13 protein-coding genes are annotated in these 18,376 nt (G+C 58.4%); 6 read left to right on the forward strand and 7 right to left on the reverse strand.

Annotation, left to right across the window (positions count from 1 at the left end; all coding sequences use genetic code 11):
* Nucleotides 1–416: 416 nt before the first annotated feature.
* From ACTZWX_RS07685 to ACTZWX_RS07695, 3 genes are read left to right on the forward strand one after another with little or no spacing between them, the layout of a single operon-like run.
* Nucleotides 417–2,339: a PrkA family serine protein kinase gene (locus tag ACTZWX_RS07685; protein WP_444713430.1), complete on the forward strand. Its 1,923-nt coding sequence runs from the start codon at nucleotides 417–419 to the stop codon at nucleotides 2,337–2,339.
* Nucleotides 2,340–2,365: 26 nt separating this feature from the next.
* Complete coding sequence (locus tag ACTZWX_RS07690; RefSeq protein WP_444713847.1) at nucleotides 2,366–3,655, forward strand: YeaH/YhbH family protein; 1,290 nt, start codon at nucleotides 2,366–2,368, stop codon at nucleotides 3,653–3,655.
* Nucleotides 3,652–5,211, forward strand: coding sequence for a SpoVR family protein (locus ACTZWX_RS07695; RefSeq protein ID WP_444713431.1), 1,560 nt, complete (start codon nucleotides 3,652–3,654; stop codon nucleotides 5,209–5,211). The genes ACTZWX_RS07690 and ACTZWX_RS07695 overlap by 4 nt, the downstream gene beginning before the upstream one ends.
* A gap of 31 nt (nucleotides 5,212–5,242) precedes the next feature.
* Here the strand turns inward: ACTZWX_RS07695 and ACTZWX_RS07700 are convergent, their stop codons facing one another.
* The 3 genes from ACTZWX_RS07700 to ACTZWX_RS07710 are packed head-to-tail and all read right to left on the reverse strand — an operon-like array spanning nucleotide 5,243 to nucleotide 7,538.
* A complete protein-coding gene (locus tag ACTZWX_RS07700) occupies nucleotides 5,243–6,577 on the reverse strand; it encodes an ATP-binding protein (RefSeq protein ID WP_444713432.1) in 1,335 nt (444 codons plus the stop codon).
* Nucleotides 6,577–7,248 (reverse strand): winged helix-turn-helix domain-containing protein, encoded by a 672-nt coding sequence (locus ACTZWX_RS07705; protein ID WP_444713433.1) that lies wholly within the window; start codon nucleotides 7,246–7,248, stop codon nucleotides 6,577–6,579. Before ACTZWX_RS07705 ends, ACTZWX_RS07700 begins: the two co-directional genes overlap by 1 nt.
* Complete coding sequence (locus tag ACTZWX_RS07710) at nucleotides 7,245–7,538, reverse strand: PepSY domain-containing protein (RefSeq protein WP_444713848.1); 294 nt, start codon at nucleotides 7,536–7,538, stop codon at nucleotides 7,245–7,247. Before ACTZWX_RS07710 ends, ACTZWX_RS07705 begins: the two co-directional genes overlap by 4 nt.
* 247 nt (nucleotides 7,539–7,785) lie before the next feature.
* Between ACTZWX_RS07710 and ACTZWX_RS07715 the strand changes: the two genes are divergently transcribed.
* Both ACTZWX_RS07715 and ACTZWX_RS07720 read left to right on the forward strand, forming a co-directional pair.
* Nucleotides 7,786–8,250, forward strand: coding sequence for a hypothetical protein (locus tag ACTZWX_RS07715; RefSeq protein WP_444713434.1), 465 nt, complete (start codon nucleotides 7,786–7,788; stop codon nucleotides 8,248–8,250).
* Between the two features lie 2 nt (nucleotides 8,251–8,252).
* The gene (locus tag ACTZWX_RS07720) at nucleotides 8,253–10,214 is read left to right on the forward strand and encodes an alkaline phosphatase family protein (protein WP_444713435.1); all 1,962 of its coding nucleotides are present in this window, start codon (nucleotides 8,253–8,255) and stop codon (nucleotides 10,212–10,214) included.
* Between the two features lie 7 nt (nucleotides 10,215–10,221).
* On the opposite strand, the gene ACTZWX_RS07725 is transcribed toward ACTZWX_RS07720, so the two are convergent.
* From ACTZWX_RS07725 to ACTZWX_RS07740, 4 genes are all read right to left on the reverse strand, one after another.
* Nucleotides 10,222–12,351 carry a TonB-dependent receptor family protein gene (locus ACTZWX_RS07725; protein ID WP_444713436.1) on the reverse strand — a complete coding sequence of 710 codons (2,130 nt, stop codon included), beginning with the start codon at nucleotides 12,349–12,351 and terminating at the stop codon, nucleotides 10,222–10,224.
* 53 nt (nucleotides 12,352–12,404) lie between these two features.
* Nucleotides 12,405–14,546: a TRAP transporter large permease subunit gene (locus tag ACTZWX_RS07730; RefSeq protein WP_444713437.1), complete on the reverse strand. Its 2,142-nt coding sequence runs from the start codon at nucleotides 14,544–14,546 to the stop codon at nucleotides 12,405–12,407.
* Between the two features lie 3 nt (nucleotides 14,547–14,549).
* On the reverse strand, nucleotides 14,550–15,689 hold the full coding sequence (locus ACTZWX_RS07735) for a putative solute-binding protein (protein ID WP_444713438.1): 1,140 nt from the start codon (nucleotides 15,687–15,689) through the stop codon (nucleotides 14,550–14,552).
* Nucleotides 15,690–15,785: 96 nt separating this feature from the next.
* Nucleotides 15,786–16,685, reverse strand: coding sequence for a bile acid:sodium symporter family protein (locus tag ACTZWX_RS07740; RefSeq protein ID WP_444713439.1), 900 nt, complete (start codon nucleotides 16,683–16,685; stop codon nucleotides 15,786–15,788).
* Nucleotides 16,686–16,897: 212 nt separating this feature from the next.
* On the opposite strand from ACTZWX_RS07740, the gene ACTZWX_RS07745 reads away from it, so the two are divergent.
* A complete protein-coding gene (locus tag ACTZWX_RS07745; protein WP_444713440.1) occupies nucleotides 16,898–18,370 on the forward strand; it encodes a WS/DGAT/MGAT family O-acyltransferase in 1,473 nt (490 codons plus the stop codon).
* Nucleotides 18,371–18,376: the final 6 nt, after the last annotated feature.

The raw sequence follows: 18,376 nt of genomic DNA on the forward strand, positions 1-18,376 counted from the left end.
ATCCAACGCCGGGCCCCTCCTAAATACTGTCGGAGTTTTGCCGGGGCGTATTTTTTTAGCGCTAACTTATTGTCTCCGCATTGCCTTTTTCTTTTTGCTTAAAAAAAACCCGCCCCGGTGTACGTCAGCCCCTCCCCCCAAACCCGGGAGCCCCCCACAAGCCTCTCAATCCGAAACGCCCCATAACATAATTTAATGAACCTTAGGTGAAACACACCTGTCCAACCCCCGAACTCTGAACTAAGCTCAGATTAAGCAGGCCGGAAAGCTCCGGATAACGTATACCTGTTTAACATAACCATTCCATCAACCTATTAACCAAAGCACACCGCCCGGACCGGCGGCGTTTCAGCAACGGGGATATTGCGTGAGTTAAAGCGGTTTTATAACAAGCAAGAGAAAGCGAGGGGCCATCTATGAGCATTCTGCAGCACTTCAAAGACCGGTATGCATCCACTCAGGAGGAAGAATACTCCCTTGAGGAATACCTGGAGATCTGCAAAAAGGACCCAACAGCCTACAGCACCGCCGCCGAGCGAATGCTGATAGCCATCGGCGAGCCAGAACTGATCGACACTTCCCGTGACCCTCGCCTGTCACGCATTTTTTCCAACAAAGTCATCAAACGCTACCCGGAATTCTCTGAGTTCTACGGCATGGAAGAGGCCGTGGAAAATATCGTGTCTTTCTTCCGCCACGCCGCACAAGGCCTGGAAGAGAAGAAGCAGATTCTTTACCTGCTGGGCCCGGTGGGCGGCGGCAAATCCTCCCTGGCGGAAAAGCTTAAAGCACTGATGCAGAAGGTGCCTTTCTATGCCATCAAGGATTCGCCGGTCAACGAAAGCCCCCTGGGCCTGTTCGACCCGGACGAAGACGGCCCTATTCTGGAAGAAGAGTACGGCATTCCCGGCCGCTACCTGAAAAACATCATGTCGCCCTGGGCGGTGAAGCGTTTGCATGAATTCGGAGGCGATATCAGCCAGTTCCGGGTGGTGAAACGCTACCCGTCGGTACTCGACCAGATCGGCGTATCCAAGACCGAACCCGGTGATGACAACAACCAGGATATCTCAGCACTGGTGGGCAAGGTCAACATCCGCATGCTGGAAGACTTCTCCCAAGACGATCCAGACGCCTACAGTTTCAGCGGCGGCCTGTGCAAGGCCAACCAGGGGCTGATGGAGTTTGTGGAAATGTTCAAGGCACCCATCAAGGTGCTGCATCCACTGCTGACCGCCACCCAGGAAGGCAACTACAACACCACCGAAGGCATGGGCTCAGTGCCCTTCGACGGCGTGATCCTGGCCCACTCCAACGAATCAGAGTGGCAGACCTTCCGCAACAACAAGCACAACGAAGCGTTCCTTGACCGGGTGTACATCGTCAAGGTGCCCTACTGCGTGCGGGTTACCGAAGAAATCGAGATCTACCGCAAGCTGTTGAAGAACAGCTCCCTGTCGGGCGCACCCTGTGCGCCGGATACCCTGGACATGCTGGCCCAGTTCTCGGTGCTGTCGCGCATCAAGGAGCCGGAAAACTCCAGCATCTTCTCCAAGATGAAGGTGTACGACGGCCAGAGCATCAAAGACACCGACCCCAAGGCCAAGTCCATCCAGGAGTACCGGGACGCTGCCGGCGTGATGGAAGGCATGGATGGCCTGTCTACCCGCTTCGCGTTCAAGATTCTGTCCAAGGTGTTCAACTTCGACACCACCGAAGTGGCGGCCAACCCGGTGCACTTGCTGTACGTGCTGGAAAAACAGATTGAGCAGGAGCAGTACCCGTCGGAGATTCAGGAAAAATACCTGAGGTTCATCAAGGAATACCTGGCACCGCACTATGTGCAATTCATCGGCAAGGAAATCCAGACCGCCTACCTGGAAAGCTACAGCGAATACGGCCAGAACCTGTTCGACCGCTACGTGACTTACGCCGACCTGTGGATACAGGACCAGGAGTTCCGGGATCCGGAAACCGGGGAAATTCTGGACCGCGCCTCCATCAACGACGAGCTGGAAAAAATCGAGAAGCCTGCGGGCATCAGCAACCCGAAAGACTTCCGCAACGAAGTGGTCAACTTTGTCCTGCGGGCCCGGGCCAACAATCAGGGGCAGAACCCCAGCTGGCTCAGTTACGAGAAGCTGCGCAGTGTGATCGAGAAGAAGATGTTCTCCAACACCGAAGACCTGCTGCCGGTGATTTCCTTCAACCCGAAAGCCAGCCAGGAAGACCAGAAGAAACACAAACAGTTTGTGGAACGCATGGTCGAACGTGGGTACACGGAAAAACAGGTCCGCTTGCTCGCCGAGTGGTATCTGCGTGTGCGTAAGTCCCATTAACGGCCAGCGGGAGCAGACCCATGGGTATGACCCACATAGTCGACCGGCGACTGAACGGCAAAAACAAAAGCGCAGTGAACCGGGAACGGTTCCTGCGCCGTTATCGCCATCACATCAAAAAAGCGGTGTCTGAAGCGGTCCAGAAGCGTTCCATCACCGATATTGAACGGGGCGAGAAAGTGAGTATTCCCGCCCGGGATATCGACGAGCCCATATTCCACCACGGCCAGGGCGGCCGGCGGGAGGTGGTGCATCCCGGCAATCAGGAATGGGTCGCTGGTGACACTATACCCAAACCTCCGGGCGGTGGCGGTAAAGGTCAGGGGCAAGGCGAGGCCAGCCCGGATGGCGAGGGCATGGACGAATTCGCCTTCCAGATCACCCAGGAAGAATTCCTGGAATTCCTGTTTGATGACCTGGAATTGCCCAACCTGGCCCGGAAGAAGCTCAAAGACACCGAGGCTTTCAGCTATGTACGGGCCGGCTTCACCAGCCAGGGCGTTCCCGCCAAACTGGATGTGGTGCGGTCCCTGCGGGGAGCCCACGCCCGCAGGCTTGGCCTGGGCGGCGCCCGCAAGAAGAAGATCAAAGACCTTGAAAAGCAGCTCGAGGCACTCAAAAGCGCCCCGGATGACCTGGACCCGGCCTTCAGCCACGAAGACCAGATCAAGGTGCTGGAAGATGAAATCTCGCGACTGAAGGCGAACGTCAAACGCATTCCGTTTATCGACGAAATCGACCTGCGTTACCGCCAGCATCAGAAGCAGCCCAAGCCCGCCACCAGCGCCGTGATGTTCTGCCTGATGGATGTGTCAGGCTCGATGACCCAGATGCACAAGGACATCGCCAAACGCTTTTTCATCCTGCTGTATCTGTTTTTGAAGAAGAACTACAAGAAGATCGACGTGGTGTTTATTCGTCACCACACCAGCGCCAAGGAAGTGGACGAAGAGGAATTCTTCTACAGCCGGGAAACCGGCGGCACCATTGTCTCCAGCGCCCTGAAGCTGATGCACCGGATCATCGAAGCCCGTTACTCGCCGGCGGAGTGGAACATTTACGCCGCCCAAGCATCGGATGGCGATAACTGGAACGATGATTCCCCGGTTTGCAGCAAACTGCTGGCGAACAGCATTTTGCCGCTGGTGCAGTACTACTCCTACATCGAAATCACACCCCAGGATCACCAGATGCTCTGGTACGAGTATGAAAAGATCCTGGAACAGTTTCCCCAGAGTTTTGCGATGGAACAGATTGCAGACCCTGGCGATATTTATCCGGTATTCCGACAGTTGTTCGAGAGGAAAGCGGCATGAGCAGCCTGATTGATCGCCCGAACGCACCGGAAAGCGAACAACCCAAGGCAGGTACGCCCATTTCCACCGGCTCGGAATGGACCTTTGAGCTGATTCAGAAGTACGATGAAGAAATTGCCAGGTGCGCCGCCGAGTTCGGCCTGGACACCTACCCCAACCAGGTGGAAGTGATTACCGCCGAGCAAATGATGGATGCCTACAGTTCTGTGGGTATGCCGGTGGGCTACCACCACTGGTCGTTCGGTAAGCAGTTCCTGCAGACCTCCAAGGGCTATCAACGGGGGCAGATGGGGCTGGCCTACGAGATTGTCATCAACTCCAACCCGTGCATTGCCTACCTGATGGAAGAGAACACCCTGCCCATGCAGGCACTGGTGATTGCCCACGCCAGCTATGGCCACAACTCCTTTTTCAAGGGCAACTACCTGTTCCGCACCTGGACCGATGCCAGCGCCATCATCGACTACCTGGTGTTTGCCCGCAATTATGTCGCCGAATGCGAGGAACGTTATGGCGTAGATGCGGTGGAGGAGATCCTGGACTCCTGCCATGCCTTGATGAACTATGGCGTAGACCGCTACAAACGCCCGGCACCGATATCCGCGGCGGAGGAAGCCCAGCGCCAGAAAGAGCGGGAGGAATACCAGCAACGGCGCATCAACGATTTGTGGCGCACCATCCCGAAACCAGAGGAAGATGACGACCCGATCAAGCGCAAGCCCCGCTATCCGGAAGAGCCCCAGGAGAACCTGCTGTACTTCATCGAGAAGAACGCGCCTTTGCTGGAGACCTGGCAGCGGGAACTGGTGCGCATTGTGCGCAAGCTGGCGCAGTACTTTTACCCGCAACGCCAGACCCAAGTAATGAACGAAGGCTGGGCCACCTTCTGGCACTACACCCTTTTACATCGGATGTACGAGAAAGGCCTGGTGACCGACGGCTTTATGCTGGAATTCCTGCAAAGCCACACCGCTGTGGTGTATCAGCCACCGTTCAACAGCCCCTGGTATTCCGGCATAAACCCCTACACCCTGGGCTTTTCCATCTTCACCGACCTGCGCCGCATCTGCGAGAACCCCACCGCCGAAGATCGCGAATGGTTCCCGGACATCGCCGGCAAGGACTGGCTGGGGACCGTGAACTTCGCCATGCGCAACTTCAAAGACGAGAGTTTTATCCAGCAATTCCTATCACCCAAGGTAATGCGCGATCTGAAACTCTTCGCCATAGAGAACGACGACCGGGAAGACCATTATCGAGTGACAGCCATTCATGATGACCCTGGTTACCGCGACCTGCGGGAGAAACTGGCTCGCCAGTACAACCTGAGTTATCGAGAGCCGAACATCCAGGTCTGGAATGTAGACGTGCGGGGCGACCGATCGATGACCCTTCGCCACGTGCCGGTGGACAGGGTGCCGCTAGGTGCCGAAACCGACGAAGTGCTCAAGCACGTACACCGGCTCTGGGGCTTTGATGTTCATCTGGAGAGCGTGGACGACGGCACCCTGTTGGAAGAGCACCATTGCCCGCCCAAAGTCGTGGATGACGAATAACGGATAAAACGTAAGACGAGACCTACGGCGCCTAGGTAGGAAACCGGGCGCTGACCTTAAGCCCACCGAGTTCAGAGCGACCCAGCGATAACTGGCCGCCATATAGTTGGACCAGATCCCGAACGATGGACAATCCCAGGCCAGAACCGGAGCGGGCTTCATCCAGCCGACCACCGCGCTCCAGCGCCCGCTGGCACTGTTCTTCACTCATTCCCGGCCCATCATCGTTTACTTCGATCCGAAGACCGTCTTTACTTTGCACGACCTCGACACCGACGGACTGCTTTGCCCAGTTCACAGCATTTTCCAGCAGGTTGCCCACCAGTTCCTGCAGATCCTGCTGCTCAAAACGGACCGGGGCAGGGCAATCAATTTTCGACTCAAAATGGATGCCGCGGCGCTGCGCCAGCATGCCCAGGCCATGGAGTACCGGGGCCAGGGTCTCTTCTGCCGTCAGCCCCGGCCCGAATGCCGGCGGCCCGGCGGTGGAAGCCCGGGCCAGGTGGTGGCGCACGGCGTCATTCAGCCGGTGCAGTTCTTTCTGGAAGGCCGGGCGTTGCGCTTCGGGCAAGCTCTCCACTTGGGTGTGCAGGACAGCGACGGAGGTTTTCAGGGCGTGGGCGAGATTTCCGGCGGTGGCGCGGCCACGTTCGATCAGCACCTGATCCCGCTCCAGCACCAGATTGATGGTGCGCGCCAGACCGGCCAACTCCTCAGGGAAGTCGGTATCCAGGGCAGAACGCTGGCCGGATTCCACGTCCCGCAGGCTGCGCTCAATCCTGCGAAGGGGCGCCAGGCCCCAACGAATCTGCAGGCCGAATAACAGCAGCAACAGACCACCCAGAGTCGCAAGTGACACTACCAACAGGGTCTGGAACCTAGCGACCTCTTCCTCTACCTCCGACAAATCAGCAGCCACCGCGACATGAATCGGCTCCGACATCGACGCCAGCTGCACCCTCTGCTCAAGTACCCGCAGGGTCTGCTCTCGGGGGCCAGGCACTTCCCGCCAGGTGCGGCCGGTAGCGCGCAACTGCGGCAGGCGTTGATCCCAAAGCGAGCGGGATGTGAGCACACGGTCATCCCCCACCCGCATCTGCCAGTACCAGCCCGAATACACCCGGTCAAAGCGGGGGTCGCCAAGCTGGGGGCTGGGCACGGGTGGCTCGCTGCCAGGTTGGTATTCGATGCCGGCAATGACCACGTTGAGCAGGGAGTCAAGGCGATCGTTGAACGAGGCGTTCACCGCCTCACGGAAATTCCAGGCCAGCAGGGTGCCCGCAAGAGGCAGCACAAGAAGCACCAACACCAGCGCCGAGGCCAGCATCCGAACCGAAATCGGCCAGCGTCGCAGCCTGGCCAGCATCAGCGACTGTCCTCGCCACCGGTGACGCGGTAGCCCTGGCCCCGCAGGGTTTCAATGGTGTGGTTGCCGAGCTTGCGGCGCAGACGGCTGACTTGCACGTCGATCACATTGGAATCCGGTTCCTGGTCGCCGTCATAGACGTGTTCGGAGAGCTCGGTGCGGCTGACCACACGAGGTGCCGCTTGAATCAGATGGGAAACCAGCCGGAACTCCTGCGCGGTGAGCGACACCGGCATGCCCGACCGGCTGACCTGGCCGGCGTGGGTATCCAGGGTCAGGTCGCCTACGGAAATCACCGGGTGAGCATGGCCGTGAGCGCGGCGCACCAACGCCCGCAGGCGGAACAGTACTTCGGCGGTTTCAAACGGTTTGGTGACGTAATCATCGGCGCCGGCAGAAAACCCGGCGGCTTTGTCAGACCAACGCTCCCGGGCGGTCAGGATCAGTACCGGCAGATCGATGCCCCGCTCTCTCCAGCCAGACAACCACTGGGCGCCATTGCCATCGGGCAGGCCAAGGTCCAGCACCACCGCGTCATAGCGTTCGGTGCTGACCAGAAAATCCGCGGTGCGGCCATCGCCGGCCACCTCAACCAGAACACCTGCATCTTTAAGGGACGCGGAAAGTCCCTCAGCCAGGGCGGTATCATCTTCAACCAGCAGAATTTTCATCGGCGCTGCATGCTCCTCAGATCACGCCCTTCAATCTCAAGAACGTCGCCCGTACGGGCATCAATTTCAAACTCCACCACCTGGCCCTGGGGGCCCAGCAGCTCGATCTCATAGATAATTTCACCGTCATCATCGTCAATATCCACGTCGATGACATCACCATGCCAATCTTTGGCCAGGGTATCCAGAATCTCACTCAAGGGTTTGATTCGCCCGGCTTCCACCTGCCGGTGCAAAGAACGCCAGTCGTCATCGTCAGCGTGAGCCACTCTTAGCGACACTGCTAGCATTGCCACCACAAGACATCCAAGCACCACCCGTCGGGTAAACCTATCAGTGGGAAATGTGCTTAAAGCTCTCATAGCCTCTTTTACCCCAATAGTTGGTCTCATGTCCCATAGTGTCAGATGCAAAATGAACGAATCATGAACGATCCACTCACGCTGTTGTCAGTATGGTTGTTCCAGAATGCCTCCAAGCTGACAGGAAACGCAACGCCGTCAGTGATTCAACAGTGATGATCAATAGGAGACTGACATGAAAACATTGACTGCACTTGGACTGATTGCTGGTATTGCTGCAACCCCTCTGGCGATGGCCGACGCCCGCCTGGATGATGCAAAGAACGCCGTTGCACTGGGCAAGGATTATGGCATCGTCGAGTTCCGCAGCATCGAGTTCGATGACGATTATTGGGGCGAAACTGAAATCGAGGGCTGGCTGGAAGACGGCTGGTATGTCGAGGTGGAGATTGACAGCAACGGCAACATCGACCGAGAGAAACGCACGCGCTCCGAACGTGAAAGCTACGGTCTGTCGGCCGATGCGGTAGTCAACTACCTGGACGCTGCCAGTCGCGAAGGCATGGTCTGGTTCGAAGATTTCGATGTGAACTCCAGAGGGTTCATCGACATCGAGGGTGAAGACGACCGTGGTCAGGACCTGGACATTGACTTCCGCAGCGACAGCCTTGAACCAATTCGTGTGGAGTGGGACGACTGAACGTGAGTCAGACAGAACTCACTCAGGCATCAAACCGTGAAGGCGCCAGCACGGTCCCGATCGTGCTGGCCGGCCCGATACTTCGACATACCTGTCGCGAATCGCTGACCCTCTGGCTGGTTACCCGCGACCCTGTGTCTGTCACCGTCGAACTGTTCGACGGTGACAACACCATGCACAGCCGCATGGCCTCTACCGACGAGCACACAACGCTGCGCATCGGGCGACTGGCTTGGTTGCATCTGATCTGCGTTCAGCCAGACACGCCATTACCCGAAGCCCGTTTTATCGGGTACGACCTGCACCTAACCAAGGCCGATGGTACCAGCGCCGGCCGCATTCAGGAGTGGGCGCCTCACCTTTGTCATAACCGTGAGCCGCGTCCAGCATTTGTGCTCAAACCTCGGCTGGACCGCCTACTACACGGTTCTTGTCGACGGCCCCACCATCCATCTACTGATGGCCTGGTTCGGGTGGACCAGGAACTGGCGGATGCCAACGATCCCGACGATCGCCCTGCACTGCTATTGATGACTGGCGATCAGATCTATGCCGATGATGTGGCCGGGCCCACACTGCACGCCATCCATCAGGTGGTGGAGCAGCTTGGGCTGTACCAGGAAACTCTCACCGGTGCCGACCTGAACCACAGCCAGGATCTTGCCTCCGATCCTGATGGTTATTACCACCGGGACCGACTGCTGCCGGAGTCGGAGTTTAACGAAGACCTGACGGAAAAATTCTTCGGCGGCGTGCGCAAACCCGTTTTTACCACTGCCCACGCCGGCAACCATCTGATCAGCTTTGCCGAAGTCTTTGCCATGTACCTGCTGGTGTGGTCACCAACACCTTGGGCGATGGCCACCCGGGCCATGCCGGTCAGCAAAGCCGATGAGCAGGCCCGCTATCGCATGGAGCAGGCCGTCATCGACCGTTTCTGCGAGACCCTGCCCCAGGCCGCCCGCGCGCTGGCTAACGTGCCGGTGTACATGATTTTTGACGACCACGATGTGACCGACGACTGGAACCTGTCGGCCTTGTGGGAAAGCACCGCCTACGAACACCCGTTCTCTCGCCGAATCATCGGCAACGCGCTACTGGGCTACCTGCTATGCCAGGGTTGGGGCAACCAGCCCGGAGTGTTTGATAAAGTCATCACACAATGCGCTGCGCTGTTCCCGACGGATGATGAACCGAACGATCTGGGCGCCGAGCAGCAAGACAAGCTGATCGACGACCTTTTCCACTTTCATCACTGGCACTACACCCTGGCCACCGAACCACCGCTGGTGGTGCTGGACACCCGCACGCGCCGCTGGCGCAGCGAAGTGCGGCGCAGCCACCCGTCCGGGTTGATGGACTGGGAAGCGCTGACCGATTTCCAGCAAGCCGTGATGGGCAAAGATGCCGTCGTTGTGGTGTCACCCGCGCCCATGCTCGGGGTCAAACTGATCGAGATGATCCAGCGGGTGTTCACCTGGTTCGGTAAACCGCTGATGGTGGATGCAGAAAACTGGATGGCGCACCGGGGCGCGGCTAACGTGTTACTGAATATTTTTGGCCACCCGAAAACTCCGAAGCATTTCGTGATTCTCTCAGGTGACGTGCACTACTCGTTCGCCTACGACGTGCGGTTTCGCCACGAACGCAACAGCCCACGCATCTGGCAGATCACCAGCAGCGGCATTAAAAACCAGTTTCCGAATGGTCTTCTGGAGTGGCTGGACCGGCTGAACCGCTGGCTGTTCGCCCCCTGGTCACCGCTGAACTGGTTTACCAAGCGCCGTCGCATGCGCATATCACCGCGCCTACCCGAGGGCCGGGAGGCGGGTGAACGGTTGTGGAACAGCGCCGGCATTGGCGATCTGAGGCTGACCCCGGAGGGCGTGCCGTCCGCCATCGCACAACTCAACTCAGATGGCGGCGGCACCCGGTTTCGGGAGGGTCGAGACGAAGAAGTCTAATAAACCGCTAGAATGACCACTCCACACCGGCGTATACCGTGCGTCCAGGGCCGGGCTCGAAGTAGCCCCGGTCGGCAATCGCCCGATCGGCATTGGCGTTGATGCGTACGTTGCTGAAGTAGTCCGCATCCAGCAGATTACGCATACCCGCGTACACACTGAACGACTGGTCACTCACAAGGAACCGATCGCCCACCCGCAGGCCCAGCAGCCAGACATCGCTGACCTTGGTCTGGTTGCTGTTCTCAGCGTAGAAATCCCCGATGTATTGGCTTTCCAACGCAGCAAATCGGCCGCCCAATCCCCGCCATTTCAACTCGTTTACCCACAGAGTCGAGGGCAGGCCCGGGATTTCATTACCGTTGGCACTATTTCCCTGCTCATCCGTAAAGTCTCGCAGTTCATAGTCTGCCAGGGTCAGCGCGCTGGTCACCCTCCAGGCGTAGGAGATGTCCCAGTCGATACCGAGCTCAAGACCCTGGCGGCGGGTTTCCCCGGCGTTCTCGTAGAAGGTCTGATCGCCAACGTTGAACGGCAGGATTTCATCGTCTACCCGGATAGAGAACAGGGCGATGTCATAGGCCAGTCCTTCGCCAATCAGCCCGCGCATACCCAGCTCCCGATTCAGGGCCTGTTGGGGCTCGATGTCTGGGTTAAAGCCGTTACCACCGTTGGGGTTGGCAAACTCGGTAAACGTTGGTGATTCGAACGCAGTGCCCACGTTTGCGTACACCTGGTGCCTCGGCGCAATTTTGTAGCTCAACCCCACTACCCCGCTGACTTCCCGGAAAGTGCGGGAACCGGAGTCATCACCGTTGGACAGAAAGTTGTCATCAATAGACAGGCGCAATTGATCCCAACGCGCACCCAGCGACAGGTTCCAGCGTTCGGTCAACGCCAAGTCACCCTGGCCAAACACCGCCAGGTTGGTGGCGTTCTGGGTTTCGTCCTGGGTTTGGCCGGTAATGTCGCCGTCGAACGACACCTGATAGCGCCGGCGATCATCAGCCTGCCGGTGCAGATCCACCCCGGTTACCCAGGTCAGCGGCAGACCGGCGAGCTCAGACATTTGCTGGTATTGAGAGCTGATGCCATAGAAATTCCGGTCAAAGGCTATGCGGCTGGCGCCGGGGAACGGCAACTGCTGGGCAAAGTCCCGGCGGTTGTAGAAGGCGTTAACGGTCAGGGTGCCCGGCAACGCTTCGCCGTCCTGATATTGCAGACCCAGGGTTTGCTGCTCGACAGACTGGCCGCTGTCGAGCCGCTTGGCCAGAAACGTGGCCTGGTTCCGGTCTTCCGCCACCTGCGCTGACGTCAGGCCGCCGGGATCTTCAGATTCCGGGTTGTGTAGCGCGTTGAATGTAGCGGTCACACGTCGCCCCTCACTCAGGGCATGAGACAATCGACCGTTGAAGATGCCCTTCTCGGCCTCACTTTGCTCCCTATGGCCGTTTACATTCAACCAAGATAGCGTAGCCGCGGCACTGGTGTTGCCACTCACGCCACTGCCCTGCACCGCGGCCTTACGATAGTCGTCGCTGCCGCCGTCCAACCGGACCCTGCCGCCCTCAGGCAGTTCATCGCCCCGCGCGGTGGTAATGTCGATCACGCCACCCGCCGCGTTGCCATACTGCACGGATGCCGGGCCACGAATCACCTCGATGCGTTGGGCTGACTCAAGGTCAATGGAATCGATCTGTGACTGGCCATCCGGCAAGGTGTAGGGGATACCGTCTACCTGAACTCGAATACCACGAATACCGAACGGTGAACGGGCACCGAAACCCCGGGTCGACACCCGCAAATTCTGGGCGAAGTTATAACGGTTCTGGAAGAACAGGCCAGGCACGGTATTGAGGGATTCGTCCAGTTGCAGGCGCTGCTGGCCCTGGCGGATGGCGGGAGCGTCCACTACGCTGACCGCAGCGGGGGTATCGTACAGGTCACGAGCCAGGCGAGGTGACGTCACTTCCAGAACGATTTCCCCGATCGCCTCGCCCTCGTCCGCAACCTGTGCCGCCAACTCGCTTGACGGCATCATGACCGACACAACTGCGAACATAATCACCAACCGCGGTGAGTAACCATGCGCCCGGGCTTCCTCATTCACTTCGCTTCCCCCTGCCAACAGTTGCATGACACGTACCAGCCGCGAACCCGATCACATCCGCGCAGGCCTGAGCATAACGACTAAGCTGGAGACTGAATACCCAACAATAGTTGGAATATTGTGCTCCCAAAGGCTGGCAGGTAAGTCACCATCAACAGCGTAGTGCCCATGACCAGCACCGGAAGAATGAATCGGAAATTGCGCTGCCAGAAGGTACCATACAGGCTCTGCGGCGATGTGGGCACACCCACCACCTGACGGGTCAGCAAATGGTTGAGCGCCACCGGTGGAGTCAGATACCCCATTTCAAATGCCAGCACGGTCATCACCCAGAAATGAAGCGGATCAATGCCATTGTTCAGTGCGATGGGTGCCAGCGTGGCGTTCACCAACAGCACCGCGCCATAGGGGTCCATGATCATGCCTATAAACACAAGCAAAGCCATCAGCAGCGTGAGTGTCAGCCACACCGATCCCAATTGTTCAGGGAATAACTCGAGCAGGCCCGAACGTTCGATCAGGCCGCCAACACTGACGGACAGCGCCATTAACATCAGCAGAGCACCGATCAGGGCACTGGATTCGCGGGTAGCGCGCAACACAGCAGGTGAAAAGCCGCTTGCCAGCGGACCACGGGCATCCTCCGGCAAGTCATCAGCGTCAGGATCCGATGATCTGAGCACCCAACGCTCGAACGCGAGCACCAGCAGTAAAATCAACGGCAGAATGGCTGGCGCAGAGAACTCATCCAGTCCACGATTCAGCAGTAAATTCCACAGCAGAATGACGCCCGCGAAAATGGCCACGTAAGGCAGCAGTGGCAACAACGCACGCAGCATGCCGGGCACCGCCTCCCGCAGTGGGGCGATCTCTCCTTTCGACGGCCCGCCAATCAGGAACACATAAATCGCGTACACCGACGCGGTCAACAACAATACCCGGGCGCCGGCGCTGAACATTTCGTCAGTGGTCACACTGTTGTTGAGGGTGGCAACAATGACCACCAGCAGACAGGGACGCAGCATGGTTCCCATGGAGCCGGAGATCGCCGTGGTCGCCAGTGCCAGTTGCTCCGATGTACCTGCACGCCGCAGCTCCCGGTAAAGAGTAAGGCCCGCCGCCAGAATAAAAATACCGGACGCGCCGCTGTACGCCGTGGGCAAGGCGGTGAGCAACAGCACCGCCACCCCGAGCCATTTCGGAGGCAACCGCCAGGGCCGCAGAACATTGAATACCTTCCTGGGAAGATGGGTGCGCGCCAGCAACATACCCACCCACACGTAGAGCCCAAGATTGAGGAACAATGCCGATAACTCCGCCATCATGGTGAGGTAGACGGCAATACCGTGGTAGAAGCCGTGAAACGCAAACTGGATGGAGGCAGAAATACACATGAAGCTGTAGAGAGGCACGCTCAGCATGGCCCGAGACCAGCTCCTACCCACGGGAAGGTCATCCCTCCGCCGGCGCAACTGCCAGAGGGAAATCAGGGTAAGCGTGCCGAAACCGGCCACCCAAATATCATGCATGAACAGATGGGCCAGGGGCATGCCGGCGTCTGCCTGGGCCAGCTCCTGTTGCCGATAAAGCCAGGTAGAAGCGGTCAGCAACCCGTTGGCCACCAATTGGGAAACGATGGCAACCCGATCATCCAGACGACTTTCTACAGGGCGAAGAGCAATGTGTTGGCGCCTCAGAGTGGCGGCCGCGGCACAGAACAGCAACATCAGCCCCAACAGCACCCGGCGGTTTCCGGTGACCAGCAGTACAGCCTGAGACAGCCCTGTCTCTATCAGAACGAAAGCCTGAACCCCTGGACCATTGAGCGACTGTAAGCGTTCCCAATTAGCAAGATGACTCTCACAGGCGCGGGATGCGGCCAGCACCGAAGCGCGGACCTGCTCACGGTCGATCTGTTCGCCGAACACATCGGCGAAGGGGTCGGCAGATTTTTCCGCTTTTTTAACCGCAACTGCCTGTTCTACGGCCGCTTCTTCATCGCTCACGACCTGGCAACCCGGCGCACTGACCCGGTCGATCACCCGCAGGTTGAAGTAGTCGGGCCAGGTTTCCCCGCCGATCTCCAGTAACCGCGAATGCAGGGTTTCGCCCACCGAGGCCAACAACGTAAGCACAAGAATCGCCAGCATCGGCACGCTGGCCAGGGTCATTGACCAGTTACGACTGGCGGATACGGGGGCGGTCCGGGAGTCAGTGGTCATGACTTACTCCACCGGATTACTGCATTCCTCCCGGCTACCGTCAGCGCGGCAACGGATCTTGCGCTGCAGGGTTAACATGTCCCCGCTATAGTAGCCTTGCTCACGCAATTCCAGCCGCGCCGCCTGCATCATCGCATCGTATTCCCGGCGGTCATCAGTGGGAATCCTTATCCACCACTTGTCCGGCACCTTTTCCTCTCCCATCCGGACACGGCTGATGATTTCATCCGACCCTTGGAAAAAAGCCTCCCGCACAAGCTGCGCCAGTTCGTTGGGGATGACCTCGGCGCGGCCAATCAGCTGCATGGTAATATGGGTCAACGGCAGGTCGATAATGCCACCGTCCGGCTCCAGCCCCTTGTGCAGTTCCAATACCTCATAGGCTGCCAGCGGCGCTGCCAGCACGTCGACCACCCCGGTATTGAACATATTGGGGGCATTAACAATGTCAGCGACCACCGGCGTTGCCCCCACCCCGGAAATCATCTCCGCCTGGGTAGGATCGTAATCCAGCACCACCACTCGCTTGCCGGATGCCTTTGCCAGGGTATTGATACTGCGGTCGTTCACAAACACGTGGGCGGCGCCTGCCGGAGCAATCCCCATTACCACATAACCGTTGCTGACCATGCGATCCGCACTGCGGGGATCGGCCATCAGCTGCAAGCCCAACTGCATTTGCTCCTGATCCGGGAAGCCGCCAATCGAATCCAGGGTGCCGGTGTATTGATTGAACAATCGCGCACGCAGCCCACTCATCAGGGCGGCGTCGCAGGTACCGGATTTGAGCTCTTCTACCATCACCGATTCGCTGGTGTAGGGCACCATCTCTACATTTATACCGTACTGAAGAATTCTGTGCCGCTGATCCTGGGCTGCACCATAAATAGGGCCGGAGCGCCCAAAGATATCCCAGACACATACCCGGTATGTCCGGTCTGGATCGGGCTGCAGGCCGGTCAGTTCCTGCATGGCGTTGATACGCTGTTCCAGCGGAAGACTCTGGTCATAAACCTTCGCCCGCAAGTCTTCATTGGCCCAGGTCAGAACCGGGAGGCAAGACATCGCCAAGGTGGTAGCCAGTAAAAGACACCGGATGGTCCAGTGGTAGGAAGGGCGCGTTTGAAGGGCAAGAGGCATCATTGTTGTTATCCCGAGCTGAAAGTCTGAGGACTCAGGGTAACAGTGATGCCTTCATGCCCCTCTGTCTCTGGCGGCAGCGGGCGGCTGGCAAATATGTCAATCGATTGGCTGGGAGGCGGTGGTCTGCACATTGGATTTGGGAATAATGCTGCGGCCATACACCGCCAGCAAGAACCCGATGGGGAACATAAGCACACCGTATACGGCAGCGGGGATGGACATGGCGCTGGATTCCAGCAGCGTCAGGGTAACCATCAGGCCAATGGTCGCGTTCTTGACACCCAACTCAACCGCCACGGCCAGTGATTCGCGCTGAGTCAGGCCCGCCGCACGCCCGGCAAGCAGGCCCAGAACAATGCCCACCACATTGAGCATGATGGTTGAAGGGCCCGCCTGCTTCAACAAATCGCCAATCTGGTCACGAACACCAAACAGCAGGGCCACAATCACAACCGCCAGCACCACGCCCCCGAAAATGCTGACCACACTCTCAGCTTTACGTGCCAGCTCAGGCTTGCGAGTGCGCAAAATCATGCCAAGAGCCACCGGGAACAACACGATGCCCACCAGCATGCCGATGGTTTTGCCCACTGGTAGCGAGATGTCCTCCGCCGTGCCCATAAAATGCTGCAGGGCCATATTGGCAAACAGCGGCAGGGTTATGATGGTGACCAGGCTGGCTACCACGGTCAGAACAATAGACAGGGCAATGTTGCCCCTGGCCAGCAAAACGAACAGGTTGGATGTGGTGCCGCCAGGGCAGGCTGCAATAATCACTAGCCCTACCGCGATGGCAGGCGACACCCCAAACAGGTAAGCCAGCGCAAACGCAGCCAGTGGCATCAGAAAAATCTGGGCGATGGTGCCGACCACCATGCCACGCGGGTAAACCGCCACCTGGCGAAAGTCCCGAGCGGTCAGGGTCATCCCGATACCGATCATGATGATAAAGAGCGACACCGGCAAACCTGCCGAGATCAGCGGGCTGGATTCCACGAAACCTCCGTCATTCTTTGTTATTCATTGTTTGCAGAGAGAAATTAGCACACTACCCGACAGATCGGCAGCGCCGGATGACTACATTGTGTAACTGCAAAACCCCGTAAAAGCCAGAACTAAATGGGCGTTTTGATCGTGTGTTACTGCGGTAATCAGTATACTTGCATGTAACAATCAAAAAATGACTAAGTGACGGAGATACACAAGGAATGAAACGTCTCGGAACACTGGACGCCTCATGGTTGGCGGTAGAATCTGAAGACACCCCGATGCACGTGGGTAACCTGCAGATATTCTCACTGCCGGAAGGAGCCCCGGAAACTTTCCTGCGGGACATGGTGACCCGCATGAAGGAAGCAGGAGATGTCGCAGCCCCCTGGGGATACAAGCTGGCCTGGTCCGGCTTGTTTGGGCGACTGGTGGCCCCAGCCTGGAAAATCGACAAGGACATCGATCTCGACTACCACGTGCGGCACTCAGCCCTGCCCCGCCCGGGCGGCGAGCGGGAGCTTGGTATTCTGGTATCGCGCCTGCACTCCAACCCCCTGGATTTTTCCCGCCCGCTGTGGGAATGCCATGTCATCGAGGGGCTCGAAAACAATCGCTTTGCCCTGTACACCAAGATGCATCACTCCATGATTGATGGCATCAGTGGTGTGCGCCTGATGCAGCGGGTGCTGACTACAGACCCGGAACGTACCAACATGCCACCGCCCTGGACGGTACGCCCGGAGCGGCGCCGGGGCAGCAAAACCGATAAAGAAGCCAGCGTGCCGGCGGCCGTCTCGCAAGCCATGGACGCACTGAAACTGCAGGCCGATATGGCGCCAAGACTCTGGCAGGCGGGCAACCGCCTGGTTCACTCTGTGCGGCACCCGGAAGACGGCCTGACGGCGCCCTTCACCGGCCCGGTCTCTTTGCTGAATCACCGGGTAACCGGTCAGCGCCGTTTCGCCACCCAGCACTATCAGCTGGATCGCCTGAAAGCTCTGGCGCACCAGTCCGGTGGCTCGCTGAACGATATCGTACTGTATCTGTGCGGAACGGCATTGCGCCGGTTTTTGCTGGAGCAGGGCCAGTTACCCGACATACCCCTGACGGCCGGCATTCCGGTTAACATCCGCCCGGCAGATGACCAGGGTACGGGTACCCAGATCAGCTTCATGATTGCCTCTCTCGCTACTGATGAAGCCGACCCGCTGAACCGGCTTCAGCAGATCAAAACATCTACCCGACGGGCCAAAGAGCACCTGCAGAAACTTCCAAAAAGTGCACTCACCCAGTACACCATGCTGCTGATGTCTCCGTATATCCTGCAGCTGATGTCTGGACTGGGCGGGCGCATGCGGCCGGTATTCAACGTGACGATTTCCAACGTACCTGGGCCGGAGCGAACGCTTTACTACGAGGGCGCAAAGCTGGAAGCCATGTACCCGGTGTCTCTGATTGCCCACGGCGGAGCCCTGAACATTACCTGCCTGAGCTATGCCGGCTCACTGAACTTCGGTTACACCGGTTGCCGCGACACTCTGCCCAGCATGCAGAAACTGGCGGTGTATACCGGGGAAGCCCTGGATGAGTTGGAGAGCCTGATCCTGCCTCCGCCCGCTAAAACGACAAAGGAAAACCCCCAAAGAAGCAGAAAAGCGCCGAAAGCTGCGGGCACCAGAAGCCAAAGCTGATCTCCG

Origin of the sequence: Marinobacter sp. NSM, assembly GCF_052380025.1 — a bacterium.
Taxonomy (GTDB): domain Bacteria; phylum Pseudomonadota; class Gammaproteobacteria; order Pseudomonadales; family Oleiphilaceae; genus Marinobacter.